Origin of the sequence: Vibrio sp. OY15 (genome assembly GCF_000742455.1) — a bacterium.
Lineage (GTDB): Bacteria > Pseudomonadota > Gammaproteobacteria > Enterobacterales > Vibrionaceae > Vibrio > Vibrio alginolyticus.
Genome location: NZ_JPIL01000001.1, coordinates 98,754 through 124,882 on the forward strand (window position 1 = coordinate 98,754; position 26,129 = coordinate 124,882).

At 45.6% G+C, this 26,129-nt stretch carries 23 protein-coding genes; 14 read left to right on the plus strand and 9 right to left on the minus strand.

The window, feature by feature from the left end; translation table 11 throughout:
* Positions 1-230: 230 nt before the first annotated feature.
* Positions 231-878, minus strand: a complete 648-nt coding sequence (gene torD / locus IJ23_RS00410; RefSeq protein ID WP_005378369.1) for a molecular chaperone TorD — start codon at positions 876-878, stop codon at positions 231-233.
* Between the two features lie 266 nt (positions 879-1,144).
* On the opposite strand from torD, the gene torR reads away from it, so the two are divergent.
* Positions 1,145-1,855 (plus strand): two-component system response regulator TorR, encoded by a 711-nt coding sequence (gene torR, locus IJ23_RS00415; protein ID WP_005378370.1) that lies wholly within the window; start codon positions 1,145-1,147, stop codon positions 1,853-1,855.
* Between the two features lie 72 nt (positions 1,856-1,927).
* On the opposite strand, the gene elyC is transcribed toward torR, so the two are convergent.
* Positions 1,928-2,713, minus strand: a complete 786-nt coding sequence (gene elyC, locus IJ23_RS00420) for an envelope biogenesis factor ElyC (RefSeq protein WP_005387893.1) — start codon at positions 2,711-2,713, stop codon at positions 1,928-1,930.
* Between the two features lie 114 nt (positions 2,714-2,827).
* Here elyC and cmoM point away from each other — a divergent pair, with 114 nt between their 5' ends.
* The 4 genes from cmoM to mukB are packed head-to-tail and all read left to right on the plus strand — an operon-like array spanning position 2,828 to position 10,131.
* Positions 2,828-3,619: a tRNA uridine 5-oxyacetic acid(34) methyltransferase CmoM gene (gene cmoM, locus IJ23_RS00425; RefSeq protein WP_033905340.1), complete on the plus strand. Its 792-nt coding sequence runs from the start codon at positions 2,828-2,830 to the stop codon at positions 3,617-3,619.
* A 2-nt stretch (positions 3,620-3,621) separates the two neighbouring features.
* Complete coding sequence (mukF, locus tag IJ23_RS00430) at positions 3,622-4,959, plus strand: chromosome partition protein MukF (protein ID WP_009707095.1); 1,338 nt, start codon at positions 3,622-3,624, stop codon at positions 4,957-4,959.
* A complete protein-coding gene (gene mukE / locus IJ23_RS00435; protein WP_005378379.1) occupies positions 4,940-5,665 on the plus strand; it encodes a chromosome partition protein MukE in 726 nt (241 codons plus the stop codon). Before mukF ends, mukE begins: the two co-directional genes overlap by 20 nt.
* Before the next feature lie 2 nt (positions 5,666-5,667).
* Positions 5,668-10,131 (plus strand): chromosome partition protein MukB, encoded by a 4,464-nt coding sequence (gene mukB, locus IJ23_RS00440; protein WP_033905342.1) that lies wholly within the window; start codon positions 5,668-5,670, stop codon positions 10,129-10,131.
* A gap of 143 nt (positions 10,132-10,274) precedes the next feature.
* On the opposite strand, the gene IJ23_RS25320 is transcribed toward mukB, so the two are convergent.
* The 7 genes from IJ23_RS25320 to IJ23_RS00470 form a co-directional block, all read right to left on the minus strand.
* Complete coding sequence (locus IJ23_RS25320; protein WP_005378381.1) at positions 10,275-10,427, minus strand: hypothetical protein; 153 nt, start codon at positions 10,425-10,427, stop codon at positions 10,275-10,277.
* 227 nt (positions 10,428-10,654) lie between these two features.
* A complete protein-coding gene (locus IJ23_RS00445) occupies positions 10,655-11,623 on the minus strand; it encodes an alpha-L-glutamate ligase-like protein (protein ID WP_005378387.1) in 969 nt (322 codons plus the stop codon).
* Positions 11,624-11,626: 3 nt separating this feature from the next.
* Positions 11,627-13,132, minus strand: coding sequence for an inactive transglutaminase family protein (locus tag IJ23_RS00450; RefSeq protein ID WP_005378389.1), 1,506 nt, complete (start codon positions 13,130-13,132; stop codon positions 11,627-11,629).
* An 11-nt stretch (positions 13,133-13,143) separates the two neighbouring features.
* Positions 13,144-13,890, minus strand: a complete 747-nt coding sequence (locus tag IJ23_RS00455; RefSeq protein ID WP_005378391.1) for an ATP-dependent zinc protease family protein — start codon at positions 13,888-13,890, stop codon at positions 13,144-13,146.
* A gap of 276 nt (positions 13,891-14,166) precedes the next feature.
* Complete coding sequence (cmoB, locus tag IJ23_RS00460; RefSeq protein ID WP_005387902.1) at positions 14,167-15,138, minus strand: tRNA 5-methoxyuridine(34)/uridine 5-oxyacetic acid(34) synthase CmoB; 972 nt, start codon at positions 15,136-15,138, stop codon at positions 14,167-14,169.
* Between the two features lie 81 nt (positions 15,139-15,219).
* Positions 15,220-15,957 (minus strand): carboxy-S-adenosyl-L-methionine synthase CmoA, encoded by a 738-nt coding sequence (gene cmoA / locus IJ23_RS00465; RefSeq protein ID WP_017635063.1) that lies wholly within the window; start codon positions 15,955-15,957, stop codon positions 15,220-15,222.
* Positions 15,958-16,050: 93 nt separating this feature from the next.
* Positions 16,051-16,917 (minus strand): DUF72 domain-containing protein, encoded by an 867-nt coding sequence (locus IJ23_RS00470; protein WP_033905053.1) that lies wholly within the window; start codon positions 16,915-16,917, stop codon positions 16,051-16,053.
* Between the two features lie 273 nt (positions 16,918-17,190).
* Between IJ23_RS00470 and aspS the strand changes: the two genes are divergently transcribed.
* The 9 genes from aspS to ybgE all read left to right on the plus strand — a co-directional run bounded on the left by aspS (position 17,191) and on the right by ybgE (position 26,060).
* Positions 17,191-18,969, plus strand: coding sequence for an aspartate--tRNA ligase (gene aspS / locus IJ23_RS00475; protein WP_005378401.1), 1,779 nt, complete (start codon positions 17,191-17,193; stop codon positions 18,967-18,969).
* 143 nt (positions 18,970-19,112) lie between these two features.
* Positions 19,113-19,859: a YebC/PmpR family DNA-binding transcriptional regulator gene (locus IJ23_RS00480; protein WP_005378402.1), complete on the plus strand. Its 747-nt coding sequence runs from the start codon at positions 19,113-19,115 to the stop codon at positions 19,857-19,859.
* A gap of 92 nt (positions 19,860-19,951) precedes the next feature.
* Positions 19,952-20,473, plus strand: coding sequence for a crossover junction endodeoxyribonuclease RuvC (gene ruvC / locus IJ23_RS00485; RefSeq protein WP_005387909.1), 522 nt, complete (start codon positions 19,952-19,954; stop codon positions 20,471-20,473).
* Between the two features lie 67 nt (positions 20,474-20,540).
* Positions 20,541-21,152: a Holliday junction branch migration protein RuvA gene (gene ruvA / locus IJ23_RS00490; protein ID WP_017820041.1), complete on the plus strand. Its 612-nt coding sequence runs from the start codon at positions 20,541-20,543 to the stop codon at positions 21,150-21,152.
* A gap of 286 nt (positions 21,153-21,438) precedes the next feature.
* Positions 21,439-22,443, plus strand: coding sequence for a Holliday junction branch migration DNA helicase RuvB (gene ruvB / locus IJ23_RS00495; protein ID WP_033905343.1), 1,005 nt, complete (start codon positions 21,439-21,441; stop codon positions 22,441-22,443).
* 461 nt (positions 22,444-22,904) lie between these two features.
* Complete coding sequence (gene cydA, locus IJ23_RS00500) at positions 22,905-24,491, plus strand: cytochrome ubiquinol oxidase subunit I (RefSeq protein ID WP_033905054.1); 1,587 nt, start codon at positions 22,905-22,907, stop codon at positions 24,489-24,491.
* Positions 24,492-24,508: 17 nt separating this feature from the next.
* On the plus strand, positions 24,509-25,645 hold the full coding sequence (gene cydB / locus IJ23_RS00505; RefSeq protein ID WP_006742909.1) for a cytochrome d ubiquinol oxidase subunit II: 1,137 nt from the start codon (positions 24,509-24,511) through the stop codon (positions 25,643-25,645).
* 12 nt (positions 25,646-25,657) lie between these two features.
* Positions 25,658-25,765 carry a cytochrome bd-I oxidase subunit CydX gene (gene cydX, locus IJ23_RS23790; RefSeq protein WP_000270284.1) on the plus strand — a complete coding sequence of 36 codons (108 nt, stop codon included), beginning with the start codon at positions 25,658-25,660 and terminating at the stop codon, positions 25,763-25,765.
* The gene (ybgE, locus tag IJ23_RS00515) at positions 25,758-26,060 is read left to right on the plus strand and encodes a cyd operon protein YbgE (RefSeq protein ID WP_033905055.1); all 303 of its coding nucleotides are present in this window, start codon (positions 25,758-25,760) and stop codon (positions 26,058-26,060) included. Before cydX ends, ybgE begins: the two co-directional genes overlap by 8 nt.
* Positions 26,061-26,129 lie beyond the last annotated feature (69 nt).

Consider the following 26,129-nt stretch of genomic DNA (forward strand, 5'->3'; position numbering starts at 1 on the left):
ATATAAATCATATTTAATCGTTTGCGCTCACATTTTAGCCCTATGTGGACTGACTAGCAATGTTTTCAGCAAGAGATTTGTGTATTTGAAGTCACATTTTGACTGCTAAATAACCAAGCGTCTTTGCGCTAAGTTAAGGCAAACGAATATTATACCCAAGTTACTTACAATTGGTCACTTTCAGGCATACAGGAAGCCCGATAGGCAGGCTCCCTAAAAATAGGCGGCAATTATTCACCAAGAAGGTAGGCGCTGTCTAGTTTACAAAATGCAACTAATAGTTTCGCGACACTTGAGTAAAATCCAAATTCATCGAATTTTTTACATTTGTCTGAAAACTGAGGCAACCAAGACATCAATTGTTGCTGGATAAAGTCGTTTTGTTTAACGAAGGCTTCTTCCATGTGTTTTTCTTGTTCAAGCTCGTTTGAGCGGATAATCATGTTCCCGAGAAAGTCGAGCTCAACGGCTAAGTGATCCGCAGGTTCCTTTAGGTTTTCGTCTACTTGAACGCCAAATTCAGCCATCAACTTTTCCATTTCCTCAGCTGGCTTGTCATTCAGTAAACCTGATTCACCAATGTACATGGATGCGTAAGGAAGAGCGCCGTATTTTTCTGTCTTCAAAAACAGTTCACAAAAGTCAGCTGCAAGCTCTAGTTGTGCATCTTCACGATCTTGTAACCGATTCAATGCATCAACTAGGCTATCAACGGCTGGTTTTAGCGACTCATTTTCACCTAAACCTGCGAGAAAACTGCGAATTTCAACACTGTGATAGGCTTCCAATTCTTTCTCTGTTAGTTCTTTTGCGAACAAGCTCGAAAACCACCAGTAAATTTCAGCGCGTTTTTCATTAAAAGCTTTCACTTCTTGCATTTTGGGCTCCTGAATGATGCTTCAAGTCATGCATCACAAAGTCAATTAGGGATATCCCCTAAGTGTAATCAATTAAAATGAATAGCAGTAACTATAATTGTTATGTTTTATGGTCAAAAATGACCGTTTATTAATAGCAATGGGCAAGCTTGTTTTGAATCAATAAAAACGCTAAATCTTGCGTTTTAATGTATCTATGACTAGAAATGTTACTAGTTATGAATAGAATACGTCTTGGATAATAAGAAGACAGAAAAGTGGTGTAAATGAGCTATCACGTATTAGTCGTAGAAGATGATGTTGTAACTCGTAGTAAGCTTGCGGGATATTTCCAAAATGAGGGCTACCAAGTCAGCGAAGCAGAGAGTGGCGCAGAAATGCGTGAAGTTTTGCAAGCGGGCGATGTAGACCTGATCATGCTGGATATTAACCTGCCTGGTGAAGACGGCCTGATGCTTACTCGTGAGTTACGTAGCCAATCGGATATTGGTATCATATTAGTAACAGGACGCACGGATAGCATTGATAAAATCGTAGGCCTAGAAATGGGTGCTGACGATTATGTGACAAAACCTTTTGAACTGAGAGAGCTGTTAGTTCGCGTTAAAAACTTGCTGTGGCGTATTTCAGCAGCGCGCAGTGGCAGCTCGAAAGCGAATGAAACCAGTGAAGAGCACATTGTGCGCTTTGGGGAGTGGACATTCGACATTCAACGTCGCGCACTTAGCCGCAACGGTGAGCCAGTAAAACTAACTAAAGCAGAGTATGAACTTTTGGTGGCATTATCGTCTTACCCTAACCAGGTGTTAAGTCGTGAGCGTATTTTGAACATGATCAGCCATCGAGTGGATGCGCCGAATGACCGCACCATTGATGTTCTTATTCGACGTATGCGCGCAAAAATGGAGTTCGATCCTAAGAACCCACAGATTTTTGTAACGGTGCACGGCGAAGGCTATATGTTTGCTGGTGACTAGTTTGAACATAACTCAATCGTAAAAAGAAAAGGAGAGCTTCGGCTCTCCTTTTTTTGTGGCTTCAAGATAATACTAGTTTGCTTCAACCATTGGTGTTTGGCCGACAGTATCACGCAACCTTTGCCAAATACTGCCCAAGTACTCATGCCAATAAAGCTCTGTTTGTTCTAAGTAACGCGCTTTAGGTGAGTATTTATCCCAAGGTTGACTTATCTCGCTAATAGCTAAGAAGTTGGTCGGGGCTGGGATTGGTTTAATGCCTGCTGCGTTGAACTCATACAATGCACGGCTCATGTGACTCGCAGAAGTGACTAACACAATCTCCTTTTGTTGAACGAATGCAGCCGCTTGACGCGCCTCTTCCCACGTATCTTTCGCATCTTCTAATAAAATGATATCGGATTTCGCGACTCCCAACGCAAGGGCAACGTTCGCCATCATTCGCGCGTGGCTAATTTCAGAACCGCCAGCATAGCCGGATAAGATTAATTTCGCGCCTGGATACATTCTTAAAATACGAATGCCCTCAGTTAAGCGCATTAATGCTGCACGGCTTAACTGCGAGGTGGGTGGAATTTCGTCATCGATAACATGACCATTCCCTAAAACCATCACGTAGTCGATGGTGCCAGAAACTGGCAAAAAGGCTTTATGCTCTCGCTCTAACGGCATAAGAAGCTTGGTTGAAACAGGTTGGAAGGCAACAAGAAAAATGCCAACAAAAGAGAATAGAACAACGAAGCAGCCAGTTTTACGTTTTGTAGTAAAACTAATGAGAGCAAGACCCAACAAGCCTATCAGCAGCAATGCCGGAAGGGGCATAAGCATGGCTGACACTACTTTTTTCAGCTCAAACATACATAAATAGTCCGAAAAAACATCAATTGATAATAAAAATGAGGGTATCCCTCTTTATTCCTGCTTTCCTTGTGCCAGAATAGCGGCACAATCCGTTATGATAACTCAGCAGAAGTGACAGAAGACCGCAATTTCGACGATATCGCCCACAAATTTGCAAAAAATATTTACGGCTCCGATAAAGGGGAGATCCGCCAAATCATTGTGTGGGAAGATTTTCTACAGATTCTAAGTGAATTAGATGCTGACCAGCAACCCCTAGAAGTGTTAGACGCTGGTGGTGGTTTGGCACAAATGTCGCAAAAGCTTGCTAAGCTCGGACATCGAATCGCTTTATGTGATCTATCTTCGGAAATGCTGCAGTTGGCTAAGCAGGATATTGAAAAAAACGGTTTGCTTGAGCAGTATCGCCTGATTCATTCGCCTGTCCAATCCATCGGTGAACATATGGATGTACAGGTCGATCTGGTTATGTTCCACGCTGTGATGGAGTGGCTGGTTGATCCTAAGGCCGCACTTGAAACAGTTCTAGAGCAAGTAAAACCGGGAGGCATCGCATCAGTCATGTTCTACAACCACCACGGTTTAGTCTATAAAAATGTGGTTTGTGGCAACATTCCTCATATTTTAGACGGCATGCCTCACCGGAAAAGATTTAAACTACAGCCACAGAAAGGCCTAAAACCCGAAGAGGTCTATCAATGGATAGAAGATTCTGGTTTTAGTATTTGTGGCAAATCTGGTATTCGTTCCTTCAGTGATTACATAGGCAATATGCAATACATGGGCGATTACGAGTTTGAAGATGTGTTGGCGCTAGAAAAACAACTTTGTCGACAAGAGCCATACCTCTCATTAGGCCGCTACATACACGTGTGGGCTAAGAAGAACGATAAACAGGAATAACGATGAGTGAGATGACTCTCAATGCTGCAGAGCAACCAATCGATGAGTTGGTTGGCTGGGTTAAGCAGCACGATTTCTCGTTGAACCTGACCACTGAGCGATTGGCATTTTTGATTGCCATCGCTGTACTAAGTAATGAAAGGTTCGATGAAGAATTGGGTGAAGGTGAATTGCACGACGCATTTGCCATCGTCACTCGACTTTTTGATGAGACCGGCGAAGCTTCGGCTTTCCGTGCGAACAATGCCATCAACGAGATGGTTAAGCAGCGTCTTATGAGCCGTTTTGTCAGTGAGATTACTGACGGAGCGAGCATTTACCGCTTGTCGCCATTAGCGATAGGAATTACCGACTACTACGTGCGTCATCGCGAGTTCTCGAAACTGCGTCTTTCTATCCAGCTATCGATGGTAGCGGATGAAATGGCAAAAGCGATTGAAGCTGCACAAAAGGGTGGCACTCCGGGCCACTGGAAGAAAAACGTTTACGGAATTTTGAAATATTCTGTAGGCGAGATCTTCGATCAAATCGACCTTAACCAACGTGTGATGGATGAGCAGCAACAGTCTGTTAAACAACAGATTGCTGATCTGCTTAACAAAGACTGGCGTGAAGCGATCAACAACTGTGAAGCGCTACTGTCAGAAACGTCGAGCACGTTGCGTGAACTTCAAGATACGCTGCAAGCTGCCAGTGATGAACTGCAAACTCAGATCCTAGATATTCAAGAAATTGTTTACGGTGACCCTGAGCTGGAGTTCATCGAAGAAGCCTTGTTTGGTCTGCAAATGAAGCTGGACCGAATCACAAGCTGGGGCCAGCAAGCGATCGATCTCTGGATTGGTTATGACAGACACGTACACAAGTTTATCCGTACTGCTATTGATATGGATAAGAACCGTGCGTTTAGCTCGCGTCTGCGTCAATCCGTCAAAGATTACTTCGATGCGCCTTGGTATCTGACTTATGCAGATGCGGAAAGGCTTTCTGACCTTCGTGATGAAGCCCTAGTACTGCGTGATGACGAGGTAACGGGTCAAGTTCCGATGGAAGTAGAATACGAAGAGTTTCAACAAGTCAATGATGAGTTGGCAGAGCGAATTGGTGACATGCTAAAAGCGCATAAAGATCAAGGCACACCAATCGACTTGAGCGTGGTACTGCGAGATTACCTTGCACAACACCCATACACTCATCACTTTGATTTAGCTCGCATTGTCGTTGATCAGGCGGTACGTCTGGGTTACTCAGAATCCGACTACCAAGCTGTTCAGCCAGACTGGAAAGCAATCAACGAATTTGGGGCAAAGGTACAAGCGAATGTCATCGACCGATACTAATGAATACATGTCAGAAAATCTGGCAAAAGCAATTTCTAACCCTCTGTTCCCAGCGCTAGACAGCATGCTTCGAGCAGGGCGTCATATCTCAAGTGAAGATCTAGACAACCACGCGTTGTTGTCGGATTTCGAACTTGAGCTTTCTTCTTTCTACCAACGCTACAACACCGAATTGGTGAAAGCGCCAGAAGGTTTCTTCTACCTTCGTCCACGTTCAACATCTCTGATTGGCCGTAGTGTTCTTTCTGAACTGGATATGCTGGTGGGTAAGGTACTGTGTTTCCTTTACCTAAGCCCAGAGCGTCTTGCGCACGAAGGCATCTTCACTAACCAAGAGCTGTACGACGAACTGCTTGCTCTAGCAGATGAAAATAAGCTGATGAAGCTAGTGACGAACCGTGCTACCGGTTCTGACCTTGATAAAGAAAAGCTGTTTGAAAAAGTACGTACGTCACTTCGTCGTCTGCGTCGCCTAGGCATGATCATCAACATCGGTGAAACCGGTAAATTCAGCATCAGTGAAGCGGTATTCCGCTTTGGGGCCGATGTACGTATTGGCGATGACATGCGTGAAGCGCAGCTGCGTCTGATCCGTGATGGTGAAGCAGTAGTGCACACCAAAGAGCCAAGCCAAGGCAGCTTATTGTCTGAAGAAGATCAAGACGACCAAGCCCAAGAAGAAACAACAGAAGAGGGTGAAGCATGAGCATGATTGAACGCGGTAAATACCAATCGCTGACCATGGTCAACTGGAACGGCTTCTTTGCCCGTACGTTTGACATCGATGGTCTGGTCACCACGCTATCAGGTGGTAACGGTGCAGGTAAATCAACCACAATGGCGGCGTTCATCACCGCATTGATTCCTGACCAAACGCTACTACACTTCCGTAACACGACAGAAGCAGGCAGCAGCCAATCGTCTCGCGACAAAGGTTTGTACGGTAAGCTACAGCCGGGCGCATGTTATGCGGCGCTAGACGTGGTGAACTCACGTAACCAACGCCTATTGTTCGCAGTAAAACTGCAGCAAGTTGCGGGTCGTGATAAGAAAGTAGACATCAAACCGTTTGTTATTCAAGGTCTTCCAAGCCATGTCAAACCAACGGATATCTTGGTTGAAAGCGTATCAGCGACTCAAGCTCGTGTACGTCAAATCAACGAAGTAAAAGAATCGATCGCAGAATTTGAAGGTGTTCAATTCAAAGCCTTCTCTTCTATCGTGGATTACCACGCGCAAATGTTTGAATTCGGTGTGATTCCGAAGAAACTGCGTAACTCTGGTGACCGTTCTAAATTCTACCGCCTGATCGAAGCATCGCTTTACGGTGGTATCTCAAGTGCGATTACCCGTTCGCTACGTGACTACCTTCTGCCACAAAACGGCGGCGTGAAGAAAGCGTTCCAAGATATGGAATCGGCGCTGCGTGAAAACCGCATGACGCTAGAAGCGATCAAAACTACGCAAGCAGACCGTGACTTGTTCAAACACTTGATCACAGAGTCGACTAACTACGTGGCAGCGGACTATATGCGCCATGCTAACGAGCGTCGTAAAAAACTAGAACAGACATTGTCTTTGCGTTCAGAGTTATTTGGTTCTCGCGAGACCTTGATTGAGCAAAACAATCTGCTTAATCGCGTTCAAGAAGAGCTGGAACTGCTGATCGAATCAGAATCTTCTTTAGAGCAAGACTACCAAGCGGCTTCTGATCACTTGCAACTGGTGCAAAACGCGCTGCGTCAGCAAGAGAAGATCGAACGCTACCAAGAAGATCTTGAAGAGCTGAGCGAGCGTCTTGAAGAACAAATGATGGTAGTGGAAGAAGCGCAAGAACGCGTGATGATGGCTGAAGAGCAAGCTACCGTTGCAGAAGAAGAGGTGGATAGCCTTAAGACGCAACTTGCTGATTACCAGCAAGCTCTTGACGTTCAGCAAACTCGCGCCCTTCAATATCAACAAGCAGTTCAAGCGCTGGAGAAAGCGAAGAAGCTACTTGGCGATGACAGCCTAACGGCGGAATCGGCTCAAGCGCTTGTCTCTGAGCTTAAGAGCAAAGAATCAGAAAACACCAATGCGTTGCTATCGGTTAAGCACAAGCTGGACATGTCTTCTGCAGCGGCAGAGCAGTTTGAAACCGCGCTTAAACTAGTACAAAGCATCGTTGGTCAAGTTGAGCGCAAAGACGCGTCTGAACATGCGAAAACCGCAATTGCGAAAGCGCGTGAGTCACAACAAATTGCACAAAACGAACAACAATGGCGAGCACAACACCGTGATCTCGAACGCAGCCTTAACCAGCAGCGTCAAGCACGTGAACTGGTTGCTGAATACAAAAAGCAATATCACGTTGAACTAACCGATGAGGTTACGTTTGAACAAGAACGTGAACGTCATGCGACGCAAATCGAATCACTAGAGATAGCTCAAGAAGAAGTTCGTGATCAGCGTGGTGAACAGCGCCGTCTAGAGCAAAACGCGGTGGCAGAAATCAGTAAGCTTGAAGCAATAGCACCAGCTTGGATTGCGGCGAACGATGCGCTAGAGAAACTGAGAGAGCAGAGCGGTGAAGAGCTTGAGGATCGCCATGCGGTAATGAACCACATGCAAGTTGTCCTTGAACAAGAAAGGGAGTTGTCTTTAGCTAAAGATAAGCTTGCTGAGCGCCGTAGCCAGCTAGACTCTGAGATTGAGCGTCTTGCTTCTCCTGGTGGTTCAAATGACCCTCGCCTGAAAGGTTTGGCAGATACGCTGGGCGGTGTATTGCTGTCTGAGATCTACGATGACATCACGATTGATGACGCGCCTTACTTCAGTGCGATGTACGGTCCGGCTCGTCACGCTATCGTTGTTTCTGACTTGTCAGGCATCGAAGAGAAACTGGTAGAGCTAGACGACTGTCCAGAAGACTTGTACATCATTGAAGGTGACATCGATGCCTTTGATGACAGCTCGTTCGATGCAGAAGAGTTAGAGGGCGCGGTTTGCGTTCGTATGAACGATCGCCAAATGCGTTACTCTCGCTTGCCTGAGATCCCATTGTTTGGCCGTGCGGCACGTGAGCAGCGTCTAGAGTTGCTGCGTAACGAACGAGAAGAAGTGGTAGAGAAACACGCAAAAGCGGCGTTTGATTCTCAGAAAATGCAGCGCTTGTACCAAGCGTTTAACCTATTTGTGTCTAACCACATTCAGGTTGCTTTTGACGCCGATCCAGAACAAGCACTGGCAACTATTCGTGATAAGCGTAACCAAATTGCTCGCGTGCTGGCGGATCTGGATGCGAAAGAGCAACAACAACGTTCTCAGCTTCAAACCAGCAAGCAAGCGTTGTCTTCTCTGGACAAGCTAGCGTCACACATGGTGCTTGTTGAAGATGAGTCATTGCAAGCGCGTTTTGATGAGCTAGAAGAGAAAATCGCTCAGCTTGCAGAGGCGAAGAACTTCTTAAGCAACCATGCAAAAGCCGTCGCGCAATTAGAGAATATTGCGTCTGCGCTTGATGCTGACCCAGAGCAATTCGATGCACTAGAAGCAGAATACAAAGCGGCAGACGAGCGGCTACAAGATCTTAAGAAGCAAATCTTTGCACTCTCGGATCTCGTTGAACGTCGTCACTACTTCGCTTACTCTGATTCAGTAGACCTACTGAACAAGAGTAGCGAACTGAGTGAGCAGCTAAAAGCTAAACTGGTTCAAGCTGAACAAATGCGTACTCGCTCTCGTGAAGAGTTGAAGCAATCGCAAGGTCAAATGAACCAATACAACCAAGTATTAGCTTCATTGAAGAGTTCACACCAAGCGAAACTGGAAACGGTTCAAGAGTTCAAACAAGAGCTTCAAGAGTTTGGCGTGAACGCTGACGAAGGTGCAGAAGAGCGCGCAATGCGTCGTCGTGACGAATTGCACGAGCGTCTACACACGTCTCGCAGCCGTAAGAGCGAATACGAGCGCACGATCACCTCTACTGAACTAGAGATGAAAGGCTTGGCAAAACGTCTGAAGAAAGTTCAGAAAGAATACGTTGAGCTGCGTACGTTCGTGGTTGCTGCGAAAGCTGGCTGGTGTTCAGTACTTCGTCTGGCGCGTGAGAATGATGTTGAGCGTCGTCTACACAAGCGTGAACTGGCTTACATGTCAGCGGATGAACTGCGTTCGATGTCGGATAAATCACTGGGTGCGCTGCGTCTAGCGGTTGCGAACAATGACGACCTGCGTGATGCGCTGCGTCTATCAGAAGATAACGCACGTCCAGAGCGTAAAGTTCTGTTCTATATTGCTGTATACCAACACCTTCGTGAGCGTATTCGTCAGGATATCATCCGTACTGATGACCCAGTTGAAGCAATCGAAGAGATGGAAGTCGAGCTGGCGCGTCTAACGGAAGAGCTAACCCAACGTGAAAACCGTCTAGCGATCAGCTCTGAGTCGGTAGCGAGCATTATCAAGAAGACGATTCAACGTGAGCAAAACCGTATTCGTATGCTGAACCAAGGCCTGTCGAACATCTCGTTTGGTCAGGTGAAGGGCGTACGTCTAAACGTGAAGATCCGCGAAAGTCACGAAGTGCTACTGAACGGCCTAGCGACACAACAAGAGCAGCATAAAGACCTGTTTGAATCGACTCGCTTTACCTTCTCTGAAGCAATGGCGAAACTGTTCCAACGCGTGAACCCACACATCGATATGGGTCAACGTTCACCTCAAGTTCTGGGTGAAGAGCTACTGGATTACCGTAACTACCTAGAGCTAAGTGTAGAAGTGAACCGTGGTACAGATGGTTGGCTACAGGCTGAGTCTGGCGCGCTATCAACAGGTGAAGCGATCGGTACCGGTCAGTCAATCCTTCTTATGGTTGTTCAAAGCTGGGAAGAAGAGTCTCGTCGTCTACGCAGCAAAGACATTGTGCCTTGTCGTCTGCTGTTCTTGGATGAAGCCGCGCGTCTGGATGCGAAATCGATCGCGACATTGTTCGAATTGTGTGACCGTCTGGATATGCAGCTTCTTATCGCGGCGCCTGAAAACATCAGCCCAGAGAAAGGTACGACCTACAAACTGGTGCGTAAGGTGTTTAAAGATCACGAACACGTACACGTGGTTGGCTTGCGTGGTTTTGGTCAAACGGATAAGCCTAAGACTGAAGCACAAGAGATGATTGAAGAGTTTGAATCGTAAACTGCGAATCTAACAAAACGCCCGCAATGAACGCGGGCGTTTTTGTATCTGTTTACGAGGCAGGCTTCGAAATACATAAGATAAGCCGAGACTGTAGGACGGCAGTCTCGGCTTATTAACGGAACTTAATGAGGAAGCGACGTTTATTCCTCTGGAATATCGTCCCTGACTTCGATCATTTCAGCAAGCTCTTCAAGTGCTTGGACAGAAAGCTCAGACAAGCGTTGTAGGTGTTGGTCTAAGCTCTCTTGTTCTTCAAGCTCTGGTTCATCATTATTTGTTTCTTTTATTAGCATTTCCCAACCTCTCAAGTTGAGTAAGGGGAGCTCTCATCATACTCAAAAGGCAAAGTAGAAAAGAAACGATCTATGTTGATTTTGTTAGCTCGATCATTGATTCAACTTATATATGAGAAGGATGTGTTTAATAAGGAGAGCAAGTGCAAGGTTTTTGGATGCGGGAACAAAAACGCCAGTAATCATGACAATTACTGGCGAGTAATAACGAACGTTAGGTCGGAGGGTTAGAACAACGGCTTCACACCGAACTGCTCTGCTGCGTAAGCGACGCGTTCAATCGGTTTTGGATACTCAGCAGGTGTGCCAAGGCTCTCTATGTGTTTCAAACGAGGAAGCAAGCCTGCACCATTAGCGATTTGGATTGCCAGACCAGGGCGAGCGTTAAGCTCTAAAACCATAGGTCCTTCATCTTTATCCAGCACCATATCCGTACCCATGTATCCCAAACCTGTCATTTCCCAGGCACTTGACGCAAGCTCCAGCAAGCGCTCCCAATGCGGTACTTGAAGGGTCGAAAGGTCTTTACCTGTATCAGGGTGATGAGTCACTGGATGATCGAACTGCACCGCTCTGACGGCTTTACCTGTCGCGATGTCAATGCCTACTCCTACGGCACCTTGGTGAAGGTTTGCTTTGCCGTCGGAAGCCGCTGTAGAACAGCGCATCATCGCCATAACTGGATAACCTTTAAATACGATGATCCGAACATCTGGTACGCCTTCATAACTGAAGCCATCAAAACAGTCATCAAACTTGATTAAGTTTTCAACCACAGCAACGTCATTTTTACCACCAAGAGAGAAAAGGCCAGCAAGCGCATTACTAATGTGACGCTCGACCTCATCCCTACCAATTGTAGAGCCGGAGGGTTTGGTATATACCCCGTTTTTGTGAGACGTAACAACCAGAATGCCTTTACCGCCACTACCTTGTGCAGGTTTGATTACAAAACCAGGCCAGTTCTCAACCATTTTGTGGATAGTCTTAACTTCAGCTTGGTTATGAATGACACCGATCAGGGCAGGAACTGTTGCTCCTGCTGCCTGTGCAATAATTTTGGTCTTTAGCTTGTCATCGACAAGTGGGTATTTAGAACGATCATTGTAACGGCCAATATAGCTGTGGTTACGCTTGTTCATCCCCATAATGCCTTTATGGCGAAGCTTAGACGGCGAAGTAAAACTTTCGAACATCGTTTAGTCCTCCGCTAGTGGTTTGAAGCGTCGTAGCTCAGTGAGGCGGTAACCTGTGTAAGTACCTAGTAATAGAATACCGGCCAGAACAATCAACTGTAGACCAATGAAGTTAAAGGTTAAGTGTTGAATGTATGAGTTCGTCATTGCAAGGTAAACTAATACTGCTGTCAGCAATGAACCACCACCTTGCAGAGCAACTTCCTTCGCACCTTCTTCTTCCCATAGGATTGACATACGTTCAATCGTCCAAGACAAGATGATCATAGGGAAGAAGGTAATTGTTAGGCCTTCTGTTAAGCCCATTTTAAACGCAACAACGGTGAACACCGAGATGATCATAATAACGGTAATAATGACCGCAGATATCCTTGCTACCAGCAATAAGTTCAACCTAGACAAATAGCTTCGAATAATCAGGCCTGTACCTACAATTAGCAAGAAACCGACAATACCCGTTAATAGTTGAGTTTGAACAAAAGCAACGGCAATCAACACAGGCATGAAGGTACCGGATGTTTTCAGGCCGATAATCACACGCAAGAACACAACGATCAGAGCACCAATAGGGATGAGCATGATGGTTTTGAACATCGCTTGCTCTTCCAAAGGTAGGCTATGAATTGAAATATTCAGTAATCCATCTGCTTCTATTTTGTTGTTTGTAGCTTGTTGTGGTGTCATTTCTTGCTTAATCATCGAGAAATGCACTTGGCTATTTTTACCACCAACAAGGTCAAGTAAGGATACGTTTGATTCATCCCACACTAACAAGTTGGGTTTCACTGCTTTTTGTTCGGATTTTGGCGAAAACAGTACCCAATCTTTACCTGACCAAACCTGAACCATTGGTTGAATTGTTTGGCGTCGACGACCATCTTCTAGTTCGATAACACCGACGGTTTTGCTCTGTATACCTGCGGTAAGCAAAATATTATGCAGTGCATCAGTACGGCTGAAATCGTTCAGTAGTAGCGACGAGTTTTGGCTATCTGGGTCATTAAGCGCTTTGATAAGCTCACGAGTAAACGTCACATTATCGGCTGAGCGACTCATCGCACGTTCGATAAGGGCATTTGCCGCTGCTGCTTGTGGTGCTGATAGCGTTGGTGGCGTAATGTCTTCCGTTGGCGGTAAAGGAGTGACTTTAGCCTGAGGGTCTACTAAGAACTGGGCTTTGTAGTATATGGTTTGTGGCCCTTGAGCTTGGCGAATTGACCATTCTGCACGACGGCCTGAATCGTCATTGATGTAGGAAACGCCATAACCTGATGAGGAAGCAGATTCACCGATAAGTGTGTAACCACTTTGTGTATGAGGTGCTGCAAGTGACGCTTTTACTTCGTTGCCGTTAGCATTGAACTCAATACGAGCTTCTACATCCCATACCTGGCGAGTTTCGCCTGGCGTCCAAGGCACGCCGTAGTTTTCATGTCTGAAAACACTCAGAGCAATGCCCGCAATCACCAATAAGATGATAGAAAGGTAAAACGGTATTTTTGACGTCATAATCTACCTTATTATTTTTTATCTTCGTCCGTTTGGATATAGGTACGACTTACATCGACAAGTGCTATGTCGCGCATAAATTCTCTACCCAGTAAAATAGGATGGTTCATATGTGAGCGATCTGCCAACGTAAATTGCGCTTTTTCATGAATTTTTCCAACGCGCACCCAAAGTTCTACCACAGCGCGGCGTTCTAACTCTTCACTGGTAACCTGGCGGATTTTGACGTAGCGAATGACAGGAGCTTCGATCCAAGTACTTTTCTCTTCTTCGGATTTACTGGTGTCTGCTAAGTGGAATCGGACCCATTTTTTGCCATTTCTTTCGAACTCTTCAATATCAACGGCATTTAAAGACGACGTCGCGGCACCAGTGTCGATACGTGCATCAAAAGTTTGCTTAATCGACTCTACAGTGACCTTTTCGATAGAGCCAAGGACAATATCGTGAGTTGGGGTTGGTTCCACAGGAGCGGGAGATTGGACAATAATCGGCTCTTTCGGTTTTTTTACTTCTGCCATTGCTTCATCGCGAAATGTAAGAAGTTCAACCTGTAGTTTATCGACTTGTTCTTCAAGGCTGTCGATATAGTCCGATTGGTTGCTGAGCTGTAGCTCTAGGTTGGTAATGCGATTATTGACATTCGCTTCTGAATTTTGAATCGCCGCTAACGTTTCTTGGTGGTACTGTTCGCCTTTGGTTAGTGAGCATCCAGATAGTAAGGCGATGGCAACAATCGGGGTCAATCGTAATAACATTGAAAACCTTGGGATTGGATTAAGTTGTTTATTTTTTAGGAGTTTAGCTTATATCGATAAAGCCTCACAAGTAAGAATGTTTCTCTATTACTTATTGTTTGAGGAATAGTGATGAAAAGCCAAAAATCAAGGACATAAAAGCGCATCCTTATTTAGAGCGTGCTTATATTTTGACGTGAAAAATGGATTCAAAAAACAAACTCGCTCATTACGAGGAAAGAGGGTAATGTCTTAACTCGTAAAATGAGTTAAGACAATGTCAGGAATCTCAGCGAATTATGATTTGCGAGCGACAAGAACCGCGCGGCGAGGGGCAGGATAGCCTTCTACAGTTTTGCTTGGGTCGTTCGGATCTAAGTAGTCAGGTAGAGAGTTATGCGTCATCCAATCTGTGGTACGTTGTTCATCTACGGATGTGATGTTTTCATCAACGATACGAACATCTTCAAAACCGACCAATTCTAGCCACACTTTTAGGGCTTTTGCTGAAGGGAAGAAATAGACATTACGCATTTGCGCGTAACGAGAAGTCGGGACCAGTACTGCATTCTCATCACCTTCAATCACGAGTGTTTCCAATACGAGTTCACCTCCAGATACCAATTGATCTTTTAGTTGCACTAAATGATCGAGAGGCGAGCGGCGATGGTAAAGCACGCCCATGCTGAATACCGTATCGAACGCTTCTAACTTAGGTAGTTGTTCAATGCCCAATGGCAGTAGGTGTGCACGTTGGTCATCGCCCATTAGTTTACGAATTGCTTCGAACTGAATCAGGAACAGGTGAGATGGATCGATACCGACAGTTAAGCGTGCACCTTCGCCTAGCATGCGCCACATGTGGTAGCCGTTACCACAACCTACATCGAGTACGCTGCGATTCTTTAATGGTGAAATATGCGGAAGCACGCGGTCCCATTTCCAATCACTGCGCCACTCAGTATCAATATGGATGCCGTGTACGTGGTATGGGCCTTTGCGCCAAGGATGGAATGTACGAAGTAAGCTTTCTAGCTTTTTAAGTTCCCCTTGAGGCATCGGCTCATTGTTTGAAATCGTGACAGAATCAACAATGTCGATGTTGTCCGGTCTACCCGCTGGGATTTTGTTCAGGGCTTTCAACCAGCGACCAAAGTCACCGTGCTCTGCATTTTGCCAATCCGTTAGCTGTTGCGGAAGCACATTAAGCCAAGGTTGAAGACGAGTGTCTTGGGCAATCAATTGGTAGAAATTTGCAAAGTTAAACATAGTTAGTCAATCGCTGAGTTGATGGGTATAAATTATTAACAAAAGCCGAAATCGGTATGGTTCAGGCTTGGTATGCATGGTCTATTTAATCGCGAACATGGAGCCGAAGTTAAAGCATTGGAACCAAACGTCGTAGCTAGAAAAGCCAATTTTAGCGAAACGCTCTTTATGTTCTTTCTTTGAATCTGGGCGCATTACGTTTTCTATCGCGCTACGCTTTTGGCTGATTTCTAGTTCGCTATAACCATTCGCACGTTTAAAGTCGTGGTGAAGGTCAATTAACAGTTCGTTCGACACTTCATCTTCGAAGACGAACTTCTCCGATAGAATCAAAATGCCGCCTGGACGCAGGCCTGCGTAAATTTTCTCGAGCAAGGAGTAACGATCTTCTGGAGAGAGGAATTGCAAAGTGAAGTTCAACACCACCACTGACGCGTTTTCAATTTCGATATTGCGAATGTCTGCTTCTACTACATCCACAGGAGTGTCACTGCGGTAAGCGTTGACGTGAAGTTTACAACGCTCAACCATCGCTGGAGAGTTGTCCACTGCGATGATTTGGCAACCTTCTTGTTTGATATGGCGACGCATAGACAATGTTGCAGCACCCAAAGAACAGCCAAGGTCATAGATGTTTGAGTGAGGTTTTACAAAACGCTCTGCCAGCATACCGATTGCAGAAATGATATTGCTGTAACCCGGTACCGATCGTTGAATCATGTCAGGAAATACTTCCGCTACGCGTTCATCGAACGTGAAATCCCCAATTTTATCGATTGGAGCCGAAAAAATAGTATCTGGATTGCTCTTAGGGTTCATAACTAAGTCTCTGCATACAAGCCGCCTGAAAATGTCAGGCACCAAAAAAGGCGCGTATTTTATGGGAATTTCGCGCCTCTGTCATGTGTTGCGTTAGAACATCTGTAACTGCGAGTTGCCATCGTCAGCAGGGAAAGGCGCTAACTCAGGGAGCGTGATACGCTTTTGTATGTCTTTATATAGGTTTGCGGCCAACTCTGGCGCAATTATATTGTCTGCGGTATGGATCATGACATATGGCTGTTTACCTTCGGCAATCCATTGTGGCAACTTGTTGAGCCATGGTTTAAAAAACTCGTAATTTTGCTGTTCTTCTGGATGACCAATAAAGCGAATCAAAGGGTGTGAAGCGGTAGCAATGGCGTGAACAGGGACTCGTGGTTTTTTCATTTGTGCATCAATAATCGCCTCATTGTCGGGCTTAGCGGCAAAGACTGGGCGGCTATCCATAATAATGCGGTCAATATTATTCTCTACTAACCATTGGTTAAGTGCTCGCTCTTCTTCGCCTTTGGAGAAAAATGCCATATGGCGAACCTCAACACCGAGAGGGAAGTTAGGTGGAAAGCTCGCACAGAACTTTTTCAGTCGATCAAGGTGCTCAGGACCAAATGCGGCTGGTAATTGAATTGTCCATTGGCCCACACGGTCATGCAAAGGCTCCATGACCTTCATGAAGTCTCTCAGTTGTTCGCTGCAACCTCTTAGCATTTGCTCATGAGTGATGGCTTTAGGAAGTTTGAAAGTAAAGCGAAAATCATCGTGGGTTGCGGCTCTCCAGTTTTGCACTGTATTGAGCGTCGGTGTGGCATAAAATGTCGTGTTGCCTTCCACGGTATGAAACACTTGCGCATACCTTTCTAAACGTTCAGCGGGCTTTGTCCCGCTGCCGTAAAAACTTTGTTGCCATTGATTGTGCGACCACATCGTCAATCCAAGTCGAAGAGGTAAGTTATCCATTATTCTTTACTGCTTGCTACTCGTGTGAATACTTTACGAGAGTTTTGCTGAAATAGGTAATTTCACGCTATAATCCTCCCCAATTTTTTCGCTTTGGTGCGCTTTTGAACATTTGTTGTACTAAAAAGCACCAGTGAATGATAAAACACACGTAATTGTATGTTGAGTAGTCGATTTTCGTGGACATTCAGCGTATAACTGAATCTTTACTCTGCTTAGCAATGAGGCTGACAGAGCGTAGTTAACAACATTTGAGAGATTGGGAATTTCATTATGCGTACCCATTACTGTGGTCACCTGAACAAGTCCCTTGCAGGACAAACTGTAGAACTTTGCGGCTGGGTTAACCGTCGTCGTGATTTAGGCGGTCTTATTTTTATTGATATGCGAGATCGCGAAGGTATCGTTCAGGTAGTTGTTGATCCAGATATGGCGGATGCGTATGAAGTGGCGAACACACTTCGTAATGAATTCTGTATCAAACTAACGGGTGAAGTGCGCGTTCGCCCAGAGAGCCAAGCAAACAAAGACATGGCAACAGGTGAAGTTGAGATCCTTGCGAAAGGTCTTGAAATCATCAACCGTTCTGATGTTCTGCCTCTAGACTTCAACCAAAAGAACTCTGAAGAGCAGCGCCTGAAGTACCGTTACCTAGATCTACGTCGTCCTGAAATGAGCGACCGCATCAAGCTACGTGCTAAAGCGTCTAGCTTTGTTCGTCGTTTCCTAGATGACAACGGCTTCCTAGACATCGAAACACCAGTCCTAACAAAAGCGACTCCAGAAGGCGCTCGTGACTACCTAGTACCTAGCCGTGTTCACAAAGGCAGCTTCTACGCGCTTCCTCAGTCTCCACAGCTATTCAAACAACTTCTAATGATGTCTGGTTTTGACCGTTACTACCAAATCGTTAAGTGTTTCCGTGATGAAGACTTGCGTGCTGACCGTCAACCAGAATTCACTCAGATCGATATCGAAACGTCATTCATGACGGCTGACCAAGTTCGTGCAACGACTGAGAAAATGGTTCGTGAAATGTGGCAAGAGCTACTAAATGTTGACCTAGGTGAATTCCCAGTAATGCCGTTCAGCGAAGCGATTCGTCGTTTCGGTTCGGACAAGCCAGACCTACGTAACCCACTGGAACTAGTAGACGTTGCTGACCTAGTGAAAGATGTTGAGTTCAAAGTATTCTCAGGTCCAGCAAACGACGAAAAAGGCCGCGTTGCCGTTATTCGCGTTCCAGGTGGTGCATCTTTGACTCGTAAGCAAATTGATGGCTACGGTGAATTCGTTGGCATCTACGGTGCGAAAGGTCTAGCTTGGATGAAGGTTAACGACCGTGCAGCGGGCATGGAAGGTATCCAATCTCCAGTCGCTAAGTTCCTAAATGAAGACGTGATCAACGGCATTCTAGATCGTACTCAAGCGGAATCTGGTGACATTATCCTATTTGGCGCTGATAAAGCGGGCATCGTTGCAGAAGCAATGGGTGCGCTACGTTTGAAACTAGGTAAAGACCTAGAGCTAACGGATGAGTCTGCATGGGCTCCACTATGGGTTGTTGACTTCCCAATGTTCGAAGAAGATGACGAAGGCAACCTACACGCGATGCACCACCCATTCACATCGCCTCTAGGTGTGACTGCAGAAGAGCTAAAAGCAAACCCTGCTGCGGCAAATTCTAACGCTTACGATATGGTTCTAAATGGCTACGAAGTGGGCGGCGGCTCTGTTCGTATCCACAACGCAGATATGCAAGAAGCCGTATTTGATATTCTAGGTATCACACCTGAAGAGCAACAGCTTAAGTTCGGTTTCCTGCTTGATGCGCTGAAATTCGGTACGCCTCCACATGCTGGTCTTGCATTTGGTCTAGACCGTCTAGTAATGCTGCTATGTGGCACAGAGAACATCCGTGATGTTATCGCGTTCCCTAAAACAACAGCAGCGGCGTGTCTACTAACAGACGCACCAAGTATTGCGAACCCAGCAGCGCTAGAAGAGCTAGCAATCGCAGTAACTGCAGCGAAAGAAAAAGACGCAGAATAAGCGCACAACATTTGAAGAAAACTCCCGCAACTGCGGGAGTTTTTGTTTAAATAAACCCAAGAAACTTCCAAAGCAATTTCCCAAGCAACGCTTTTTAGAACATGTTTTGTTATTAAGCGTCAAAATACATTAAAAGGTGAATTATGGCTGGTCATAGTAAATGGGCGAATATTCGTCACCGTAAAGCAGCGCAAGATGCGAAGCGCGGCAAAATCTTTACTAAATTAATTCGTGAAATCGTTGTTGCGGCAAAAGAGGGGGGCGGTGAGCCAGAAAATAACCCACGTTTGCGAGCAGCAATTGATAAAGCACTGTCTAACAACATGACACGTGACACTGTCAACCGTGCTGTCAGCCGAGGTGCTGGTGGTGAAGGCGACGACAACATGGAAACCGTGATCTATGAAGGTTATGGTCCAGGTGGTACGGCGGTCATGGTCGAATGTATGACGGATAACCGAAATCGTACGGTATCTGGCGTACGCCATGCATTCTCAAAGTCAGGCGGTAATCTGGGGACGGATGGTAGCGTCAACTATCTTTTCGACAAGAAAGGCGTGATTTCATATGGCCCAGGTTTAGATGAGGATGCGGTAATGGAAGTAGCATTAGAAAGTGGTGCTGATGACATTGAAACGGCAGAAGATGGCTCGATTGATGTCTACACGGCCCCAGGCGATTTTGGACTCGTAAAAGATGCTCTTGATGCCGCAGGGTTTGAGGCAGAGAACGCTGAGGTGTCTCTGATCCCATCTACGAAAGCAGATTTGGACGCGGACACTGCGCCAAAACTACTTCGTTTGATTGACGCTTTGGAAGATCTGGACGACGTTCAAGAGGTTTATCACAATGGTGATATCTCTGACGACGTTGCTGCTACGCTAGATTAAACTCAAGGTGTCGGGAGCGGTATTTGCTCCGAAGTTAGCAAGTAATAATAAAAAGACTGAGGCCGAATTAGGCCTCATTTTTAGGAACATTCATGTCAATTATTTTGGGCATTGACCCAGGTTCGCGCATTACCGGCTATGGGGTCATTCGTCAAAATGGACGCCACTTGCAATACCTTGGTAGTGGCTGCATTCGTACTTCAGAAAAAGAACTTCCGGGTCGGCTTAAACAGATTTATGCAGGCGTCACGGAAATCATTACCCAGTTTCAACCGGACGTTTTCGCGATCGAGCAAGTGTTTATGGCCAAAAACGCGGATTCAGCGCTAAAACTTGGCCAAGCTCGTGGCAGTGCAATTGTTGCTGCGGTGAATGCGGAGTTGCCGGTATTTGAATACGCAGCTCGTCTTATTAAGCAAGCTGTCGTCGGCACTGGTGGCGCGGACAAAGCGCAAGTTCAGCATATGGTTCAGCAGATGCTTAAATTGCCCGCCAAGCCTCAAGCGGATGCAGCCGATGCTTTAGGTGTGGCGATTTGTCATGCCAATACTAACAAGACTCTCGTTGCGTTAGCGGGCAAAGCAACCAGTGCCAGAAAAGGGCGCTACCGTTAAAATTAACTGGATGTCTATCCAGTTCTTTATTATCCTGTCGCAAATTCATTTCCAAAGAGTATTTATAGTGATTGGACGTCTTCGTGGCATACTGATTGAAAAGCAACCACCTGAAGTATTAATTGAAGTTAATGGCATTGGCTATGAAGTCCAGATGCCAATGAGCTGTTTTTACGAACTGCCAAATGTTGGCGAAGAAGCCATTATTTATACTCACTTTGTTGTCCGTGAAGATGCGCAATTGCTATACGGTTTCAACACGGTAAAAGAACGAGCACTTTTCCGTGAAGTGATCAAAGCCAATGGCGTTGGTCCTAAACTCGGTCTTGGTATTCTCTCTGGTATGACAGCAACGCAATTTGTTACTTGTGTGGAACATGAAGACGTTTCTACGCTGGTTAAGCTTCCAGGCGTTGGCAAGAAAACCGCAGAGAGATTGGTTGTTGAAATGAAAGACCGCTTGAAAGGGTGGGGCGCTGGCGATCTATTTACACCATTTACGGATGCTGCTCCTGCGGATTCTAGTGCGACATCCAACAACGCGGAAGAAGAAGCAATCAGTGCGCTTCTAGCTCTAGGTTACAAGCCGACTCAAGCGTCGAAAGTGGTATCTCAGATCGCTAAACCGGACATGAGCAGTGAGCAAATGATCCGTGAAGCTCTAAAATCAATGGTGTAACGCTGGTTGCACAGTGAACATTTGTTCAAGATAACTCATTCTCTAAGGTTAATGCCAATCGCTTAACGATGTTTTTTGTGTCATTCCAGCGAGCCTGGCGAGACTGGGAATCTAATAGCAGCACGCTGAGCGGTTAATGAAACAATTTGACCATAAATCGCTCGGATAGAAGATCCTGTATCACGCTCCTTCGTCGCTGTACAGGATGACGAGATATAGAAATATGCCACTTGCTGTTAAACGAGCGGCATTATTCTCTCAGGTAACCATTTTTCAAGGTAAAAAGATGATTGAAGCCGATCGTTTAATCGCGCCAGAAAACCCTGCCTTTCGTGATGAAGATGTCATTGATCGTGCTATTCGGCCAAAAAAATTAGCGGATTACCAAGGTCAGGACCATGTCCGTGACCAAATGGAGATCTTCATTAAAGCTGCTCAGTTACGTAGCGAAGCACTTGATCACCTTTTGATTTTTGGTCCCCCAGGTTTGGGTAAAACCACACTTGCGAACATCGTTGCCAATGAAATGGAAGTGAACATTCGCACTACTTCAGGCCCTGTACTTGAGAAAGCAGGCGATTTGGCCGCGCTGTTAACCAACCTCGAAGAAAACGATGTGTTGTTCATCGATGAGATTCACCGCTTGAGCCCGATGGTTGAAGAGGTGCTGTATCCGGCGATGGAAGATTATCAACTGGATATTATGATCGGTGAAGGTCCGGCCGCTCGTTCTATTAAGATCGATTTACCACCATTTACGTTAATTGGTGCGACGACCCGAGCGGGCTCTTTAACGTCACCATTGCGCGACCGCTTTGGTATTACTCAGCGCCTTGAGTTTTATAAGATAAAAGACCTCCAAGATATCGTGCAGCGAAGCGCGGATTGTTTAGGTTTATCAATGGAACCTAAAGGTGCATTGGAAGTGGCAAGACGTGCGCGTGGCACACCACGTATTGCTAACCGTTTGCTACGTCGTGTTCGTGATTATGCGGAAGTAAAAGGCAATGGTCACATTTGTGCCGATGTTGCCGATAAGGCGTTGAATATGCTTGATGTGGACGCCGAAGGCTTCGATTACATGGACCGTAAGCTACTACTCGCGATTATGGAAAAATTTGGTGGTGGTCCGGTCGGGCTCGACAACATGGCAGCGGCGATAGGTGAAGAAAAGGACACTATTGAAGACGTTCTTGAACCTTATCTTATTCAGCAAGGTTATTTACAACGCACTCCGCGTGGAAGAATCGCGACAGATCGTGCGTATTTGCATTTCGGAATTGAAAAATAAGATTCCCTCGCTGGGCCGTTGTTGCCCAGCGCTTCATTAAAGTTGACCAAACTCACATTTTTTGAATTTTTTCTCATACTGGTTTAGTAAGTAAAAAGCATTGATTGTTAACTCGATGTTTGCTTGCAACTGGTTAATTTCTCTCCTGATTACTCTCTCTTAACATCCGTATCCAATACTGGTTGATCTAGATCAATGTGATGGATTTTTGTGCAAATTCCGCGCATAAACATTGATGTATATCAAAGCGCGTTACGGCTATAAACCTTTTGAAACAATCTGTTTTTACAAGTAATATTAGCCCCAGCTATATTAGCTGATGCTTAACAATTAACTAACCAATGAAGCACATTTTTGCAACAATGAGTTGTGATAATTCAACATTTTTCAAGTGTAAATAACACCTGAATATGGATTGCAATATGTAGAGAGTGTCATTCAGCCGACACATAGGAGTTACCATGATTGACGTAGTTGATCTATCGCGGTTGCAGTTTGCACTGACAGCGATGTATCACTTCCTATTCGTACCATTGACCCTTGGTATGGCCTTCCTTCTGGCCATTATGGAATCGATGTACGTAATGACGAACAAGCAAATCTATAAGGACATGACCAAGTTCTGGGGTAAGCTATTCGGTATTAACTTTGCACTTGGTGTGGCGACAGGCCTTACCATGGAGTTCCAGTTTGGTACGAACTGGTCTTACTACTCCCACTATGTAGGTGATATCTTCGGTGCACCGCTAGCGATCGAAGCACTTGTCGCATTCTTCCTGGAGTCAACTTTTGTTGGTCTATTCTTCTTCGGGTGGGATCGTCTATCTAAACGCCAACACTTAGCGGTTACCTGGCTTGTGGCACTAGGCTCTAACTTCTCTGCTCTTTGGATTCTTATCGCAAACGGCTGGATGCAAAACCCAGTAGGCGCAGATTTCAACTTCGAAACCATGCGAATGGAAATGGTGAGCTTCTCTGAGGTTGTACTAAACCCAGTTGCTCAGGTTAAGTTCGTGCATACGGTTGCTTCTGGTTACACTTGTGGCGCAATGTTTATTCTAGGCATCAGTTCATACTACCTATTAAAAAGTCGTGACATTGCGTTTGCTCGTCGTTCGTTTGCTATTGCTGCTTCTTTCGGTATTGCAGCTATCTTATCTACCATCGTTCTTGGTGACGAATCTGGCTACGAGCTTGGTGAAGTTCAAAAAGTGAAACTCGCTGCAATTGAAGCAGAGTGGCACACTGAACCTGCACCTGCCGCATTTACGTTATTTGGTGTTCCTAACCAGGAAACGATGCATACCGATTACGCAATTAAGATCCCTTACGTAATGGGTATTATCGCGACACGCTCTTTTGATGAGCAAGTAACAGGTCTTCGTGATTTACGTGATGAACACGTCGATCGTATTCGTGACGGCATGTACGCTTATGAACTTCTAGAGAAGCTTCGTGCGGGCGACAAGTCAGAAGAAAACATGACTGCGTTTGATGAAGTGAAAGGTGACCTAGGTTACGGTCTACTTCTAAAGCGCTACACAGACAATGTTGTTGATGCAACAGAAGAGCAAATCCAAGCTGCTGCGGACGACTCAATCCCAACAGTATGGCCGCTATTCTGGTCATTCCGTATCATGGTTGCTTGTGGCTTCATCATGTTGTTTGTCTTTGGTGCGGCGTTTATCCAAACGTGTCGTCAGAAGATTGAACAGAAACAATGGATTCTAAAAGCTGCACTATTTAGCATTCCACTACCTTGGATTGCAATTGAAGCGGGTTGGTTCGTCGCTGAGTACGGCCGTCAGCCTTGGGCTGTAGGTGAAATTCTACCAGTGCATGTTGCAGCTTCTGCGCTAACTGCAGGTGAAATCTGGACTTCACTCTTCGCAATTCTGGCGCTATACACGGTATTCCTGATTGCAGAAGTTTACCTAATGTTGAAATTCGCTCGTAAAGGCCCAAGTAGCCTGAAAACGGGTCGCTACCACTTCGAGCAAAATGCTGACTCTGTTGAAGACAAAGTTAGTCGCCAAGTAGAAGCGTAAGGTAAGGAGATAACAAGATGTTTGATTACGAAATCTTGCGACTCATCTGGTGGGTACTAATCGGTGTTCTACTAGTTGGTTTTGCAGTAACAGACGGCTTCGATATGGGTGTAGGCGCGCTTGTACCTATTATCGGTAAAAACGACACGCAACGCCGTGTCATGATTAACTCAATTGCTCCTCACTGGGATGGTAACCAAGTTTGGCTTATCACTGCTGGTGGTGCACTGTTCGCAGCTTGGCCTTTGGTTTACGCAACGTCATTTTCAGGCTTTTACTTAGCGATGATTTTGACACTAGCAGCGCTATGGCTTCGTCCTCTGGGCCTAGACTACCGCTCTAAAATCGAAGATCCAAAATGGCGCAATACCTGGGATATCTGTATCTCAATCAGTGGTTTTGTTCCGCCAATCATCTTTGGTGTGGCGTTTGGTAACCTTCTACAAGGTGTACCGTTCCAATTGAGTGAGTTCTTGATGCCAACATACCATGGCTCATTCTTTGGTCTACTAAACCCATTTGCACTGTTGTGTGGTCTAGTAAGCTTGTTCATGATTTTGATGCAAGGTTCTACTTGGCTACAAATGAAAACAACAGGCGAAGTGCATGTGCGTGCGCGCAACGTTGCTCAGTTGGCTGGTTTACTGACGGTTGCTGCGTTTGTAGCGGCTGGTTTCTGGATCCAAAATATCGATGGCTACGTCATTGTTGGCGGTATCGACACTAACGCTGCTTCTAACCCTCTAAACAAAGAGGTTATCCGTGAAGCTGGTGCGTGGATGAAGAACTTTGAAAACTACCCACTACTATGGGCTGCTCCTGTATTAGGTGTTGCAATGCCGCTTCTCGCTGTATTGGCATCTCGTCTTGAAAAATGTGCGATTTCGTTCATTACTTCAAGCTTGGGTGTTGCTGGTGTTATCTTTACTGCAGGTTTTGCGATGTTCCCATTCATCATGCCTTCAGACTTAATGCCAAGCCACAGCTTAACAATGTGGGATGCAACGTCATCTGAGCTGACTCTGAACCTAATGACAGGCGTTGCGTTTGTTATGGTGCCAATCATCCTTGGTTACACATCTTGGACTTACTACAAGATGTTTGGTCGCCTTGATGACCAGTACATTGAAGACAACAAAAACTCACTTTACTAAGGAGCATTTACTATGTGGTATTTCGCATGGATTCTAGGTGTACTACTTGCTTGTGCATTCGGTATCATCAACGCTCTTTGGCTAGAGCACTCAGAAATGATGGATAAAGACAGTGAGTAACCTCGCTGATAAGGTAGCGAAACTTCATGCACCAATGGATAAGACTCTGCTACGAGTCTTATCTCTCATCCTTGGCTTTATGCACATAGGATTGGTGATGTGGGACCCTGAAGCTTACCATCAAGCAATTGGTGGTTTTAACTCAATCATCGCACCAGCACTGATTTGGTCTGTATGTTCAAGCATGGTGTATGGGGTGGGCTTCAAGCCAAGAAACTGGTACTGGCAAGTTTTGTTTAGTCCTTATTTCTCGTTAGCTATCTTAATTTATCTAACGGCACTTTATTTCATTTAGGCTGAAATATGCTGTAATAAAGTCGGTTACTAAATCATCGAATAAAAGCTAGGTATCTCGCCTAGCTTT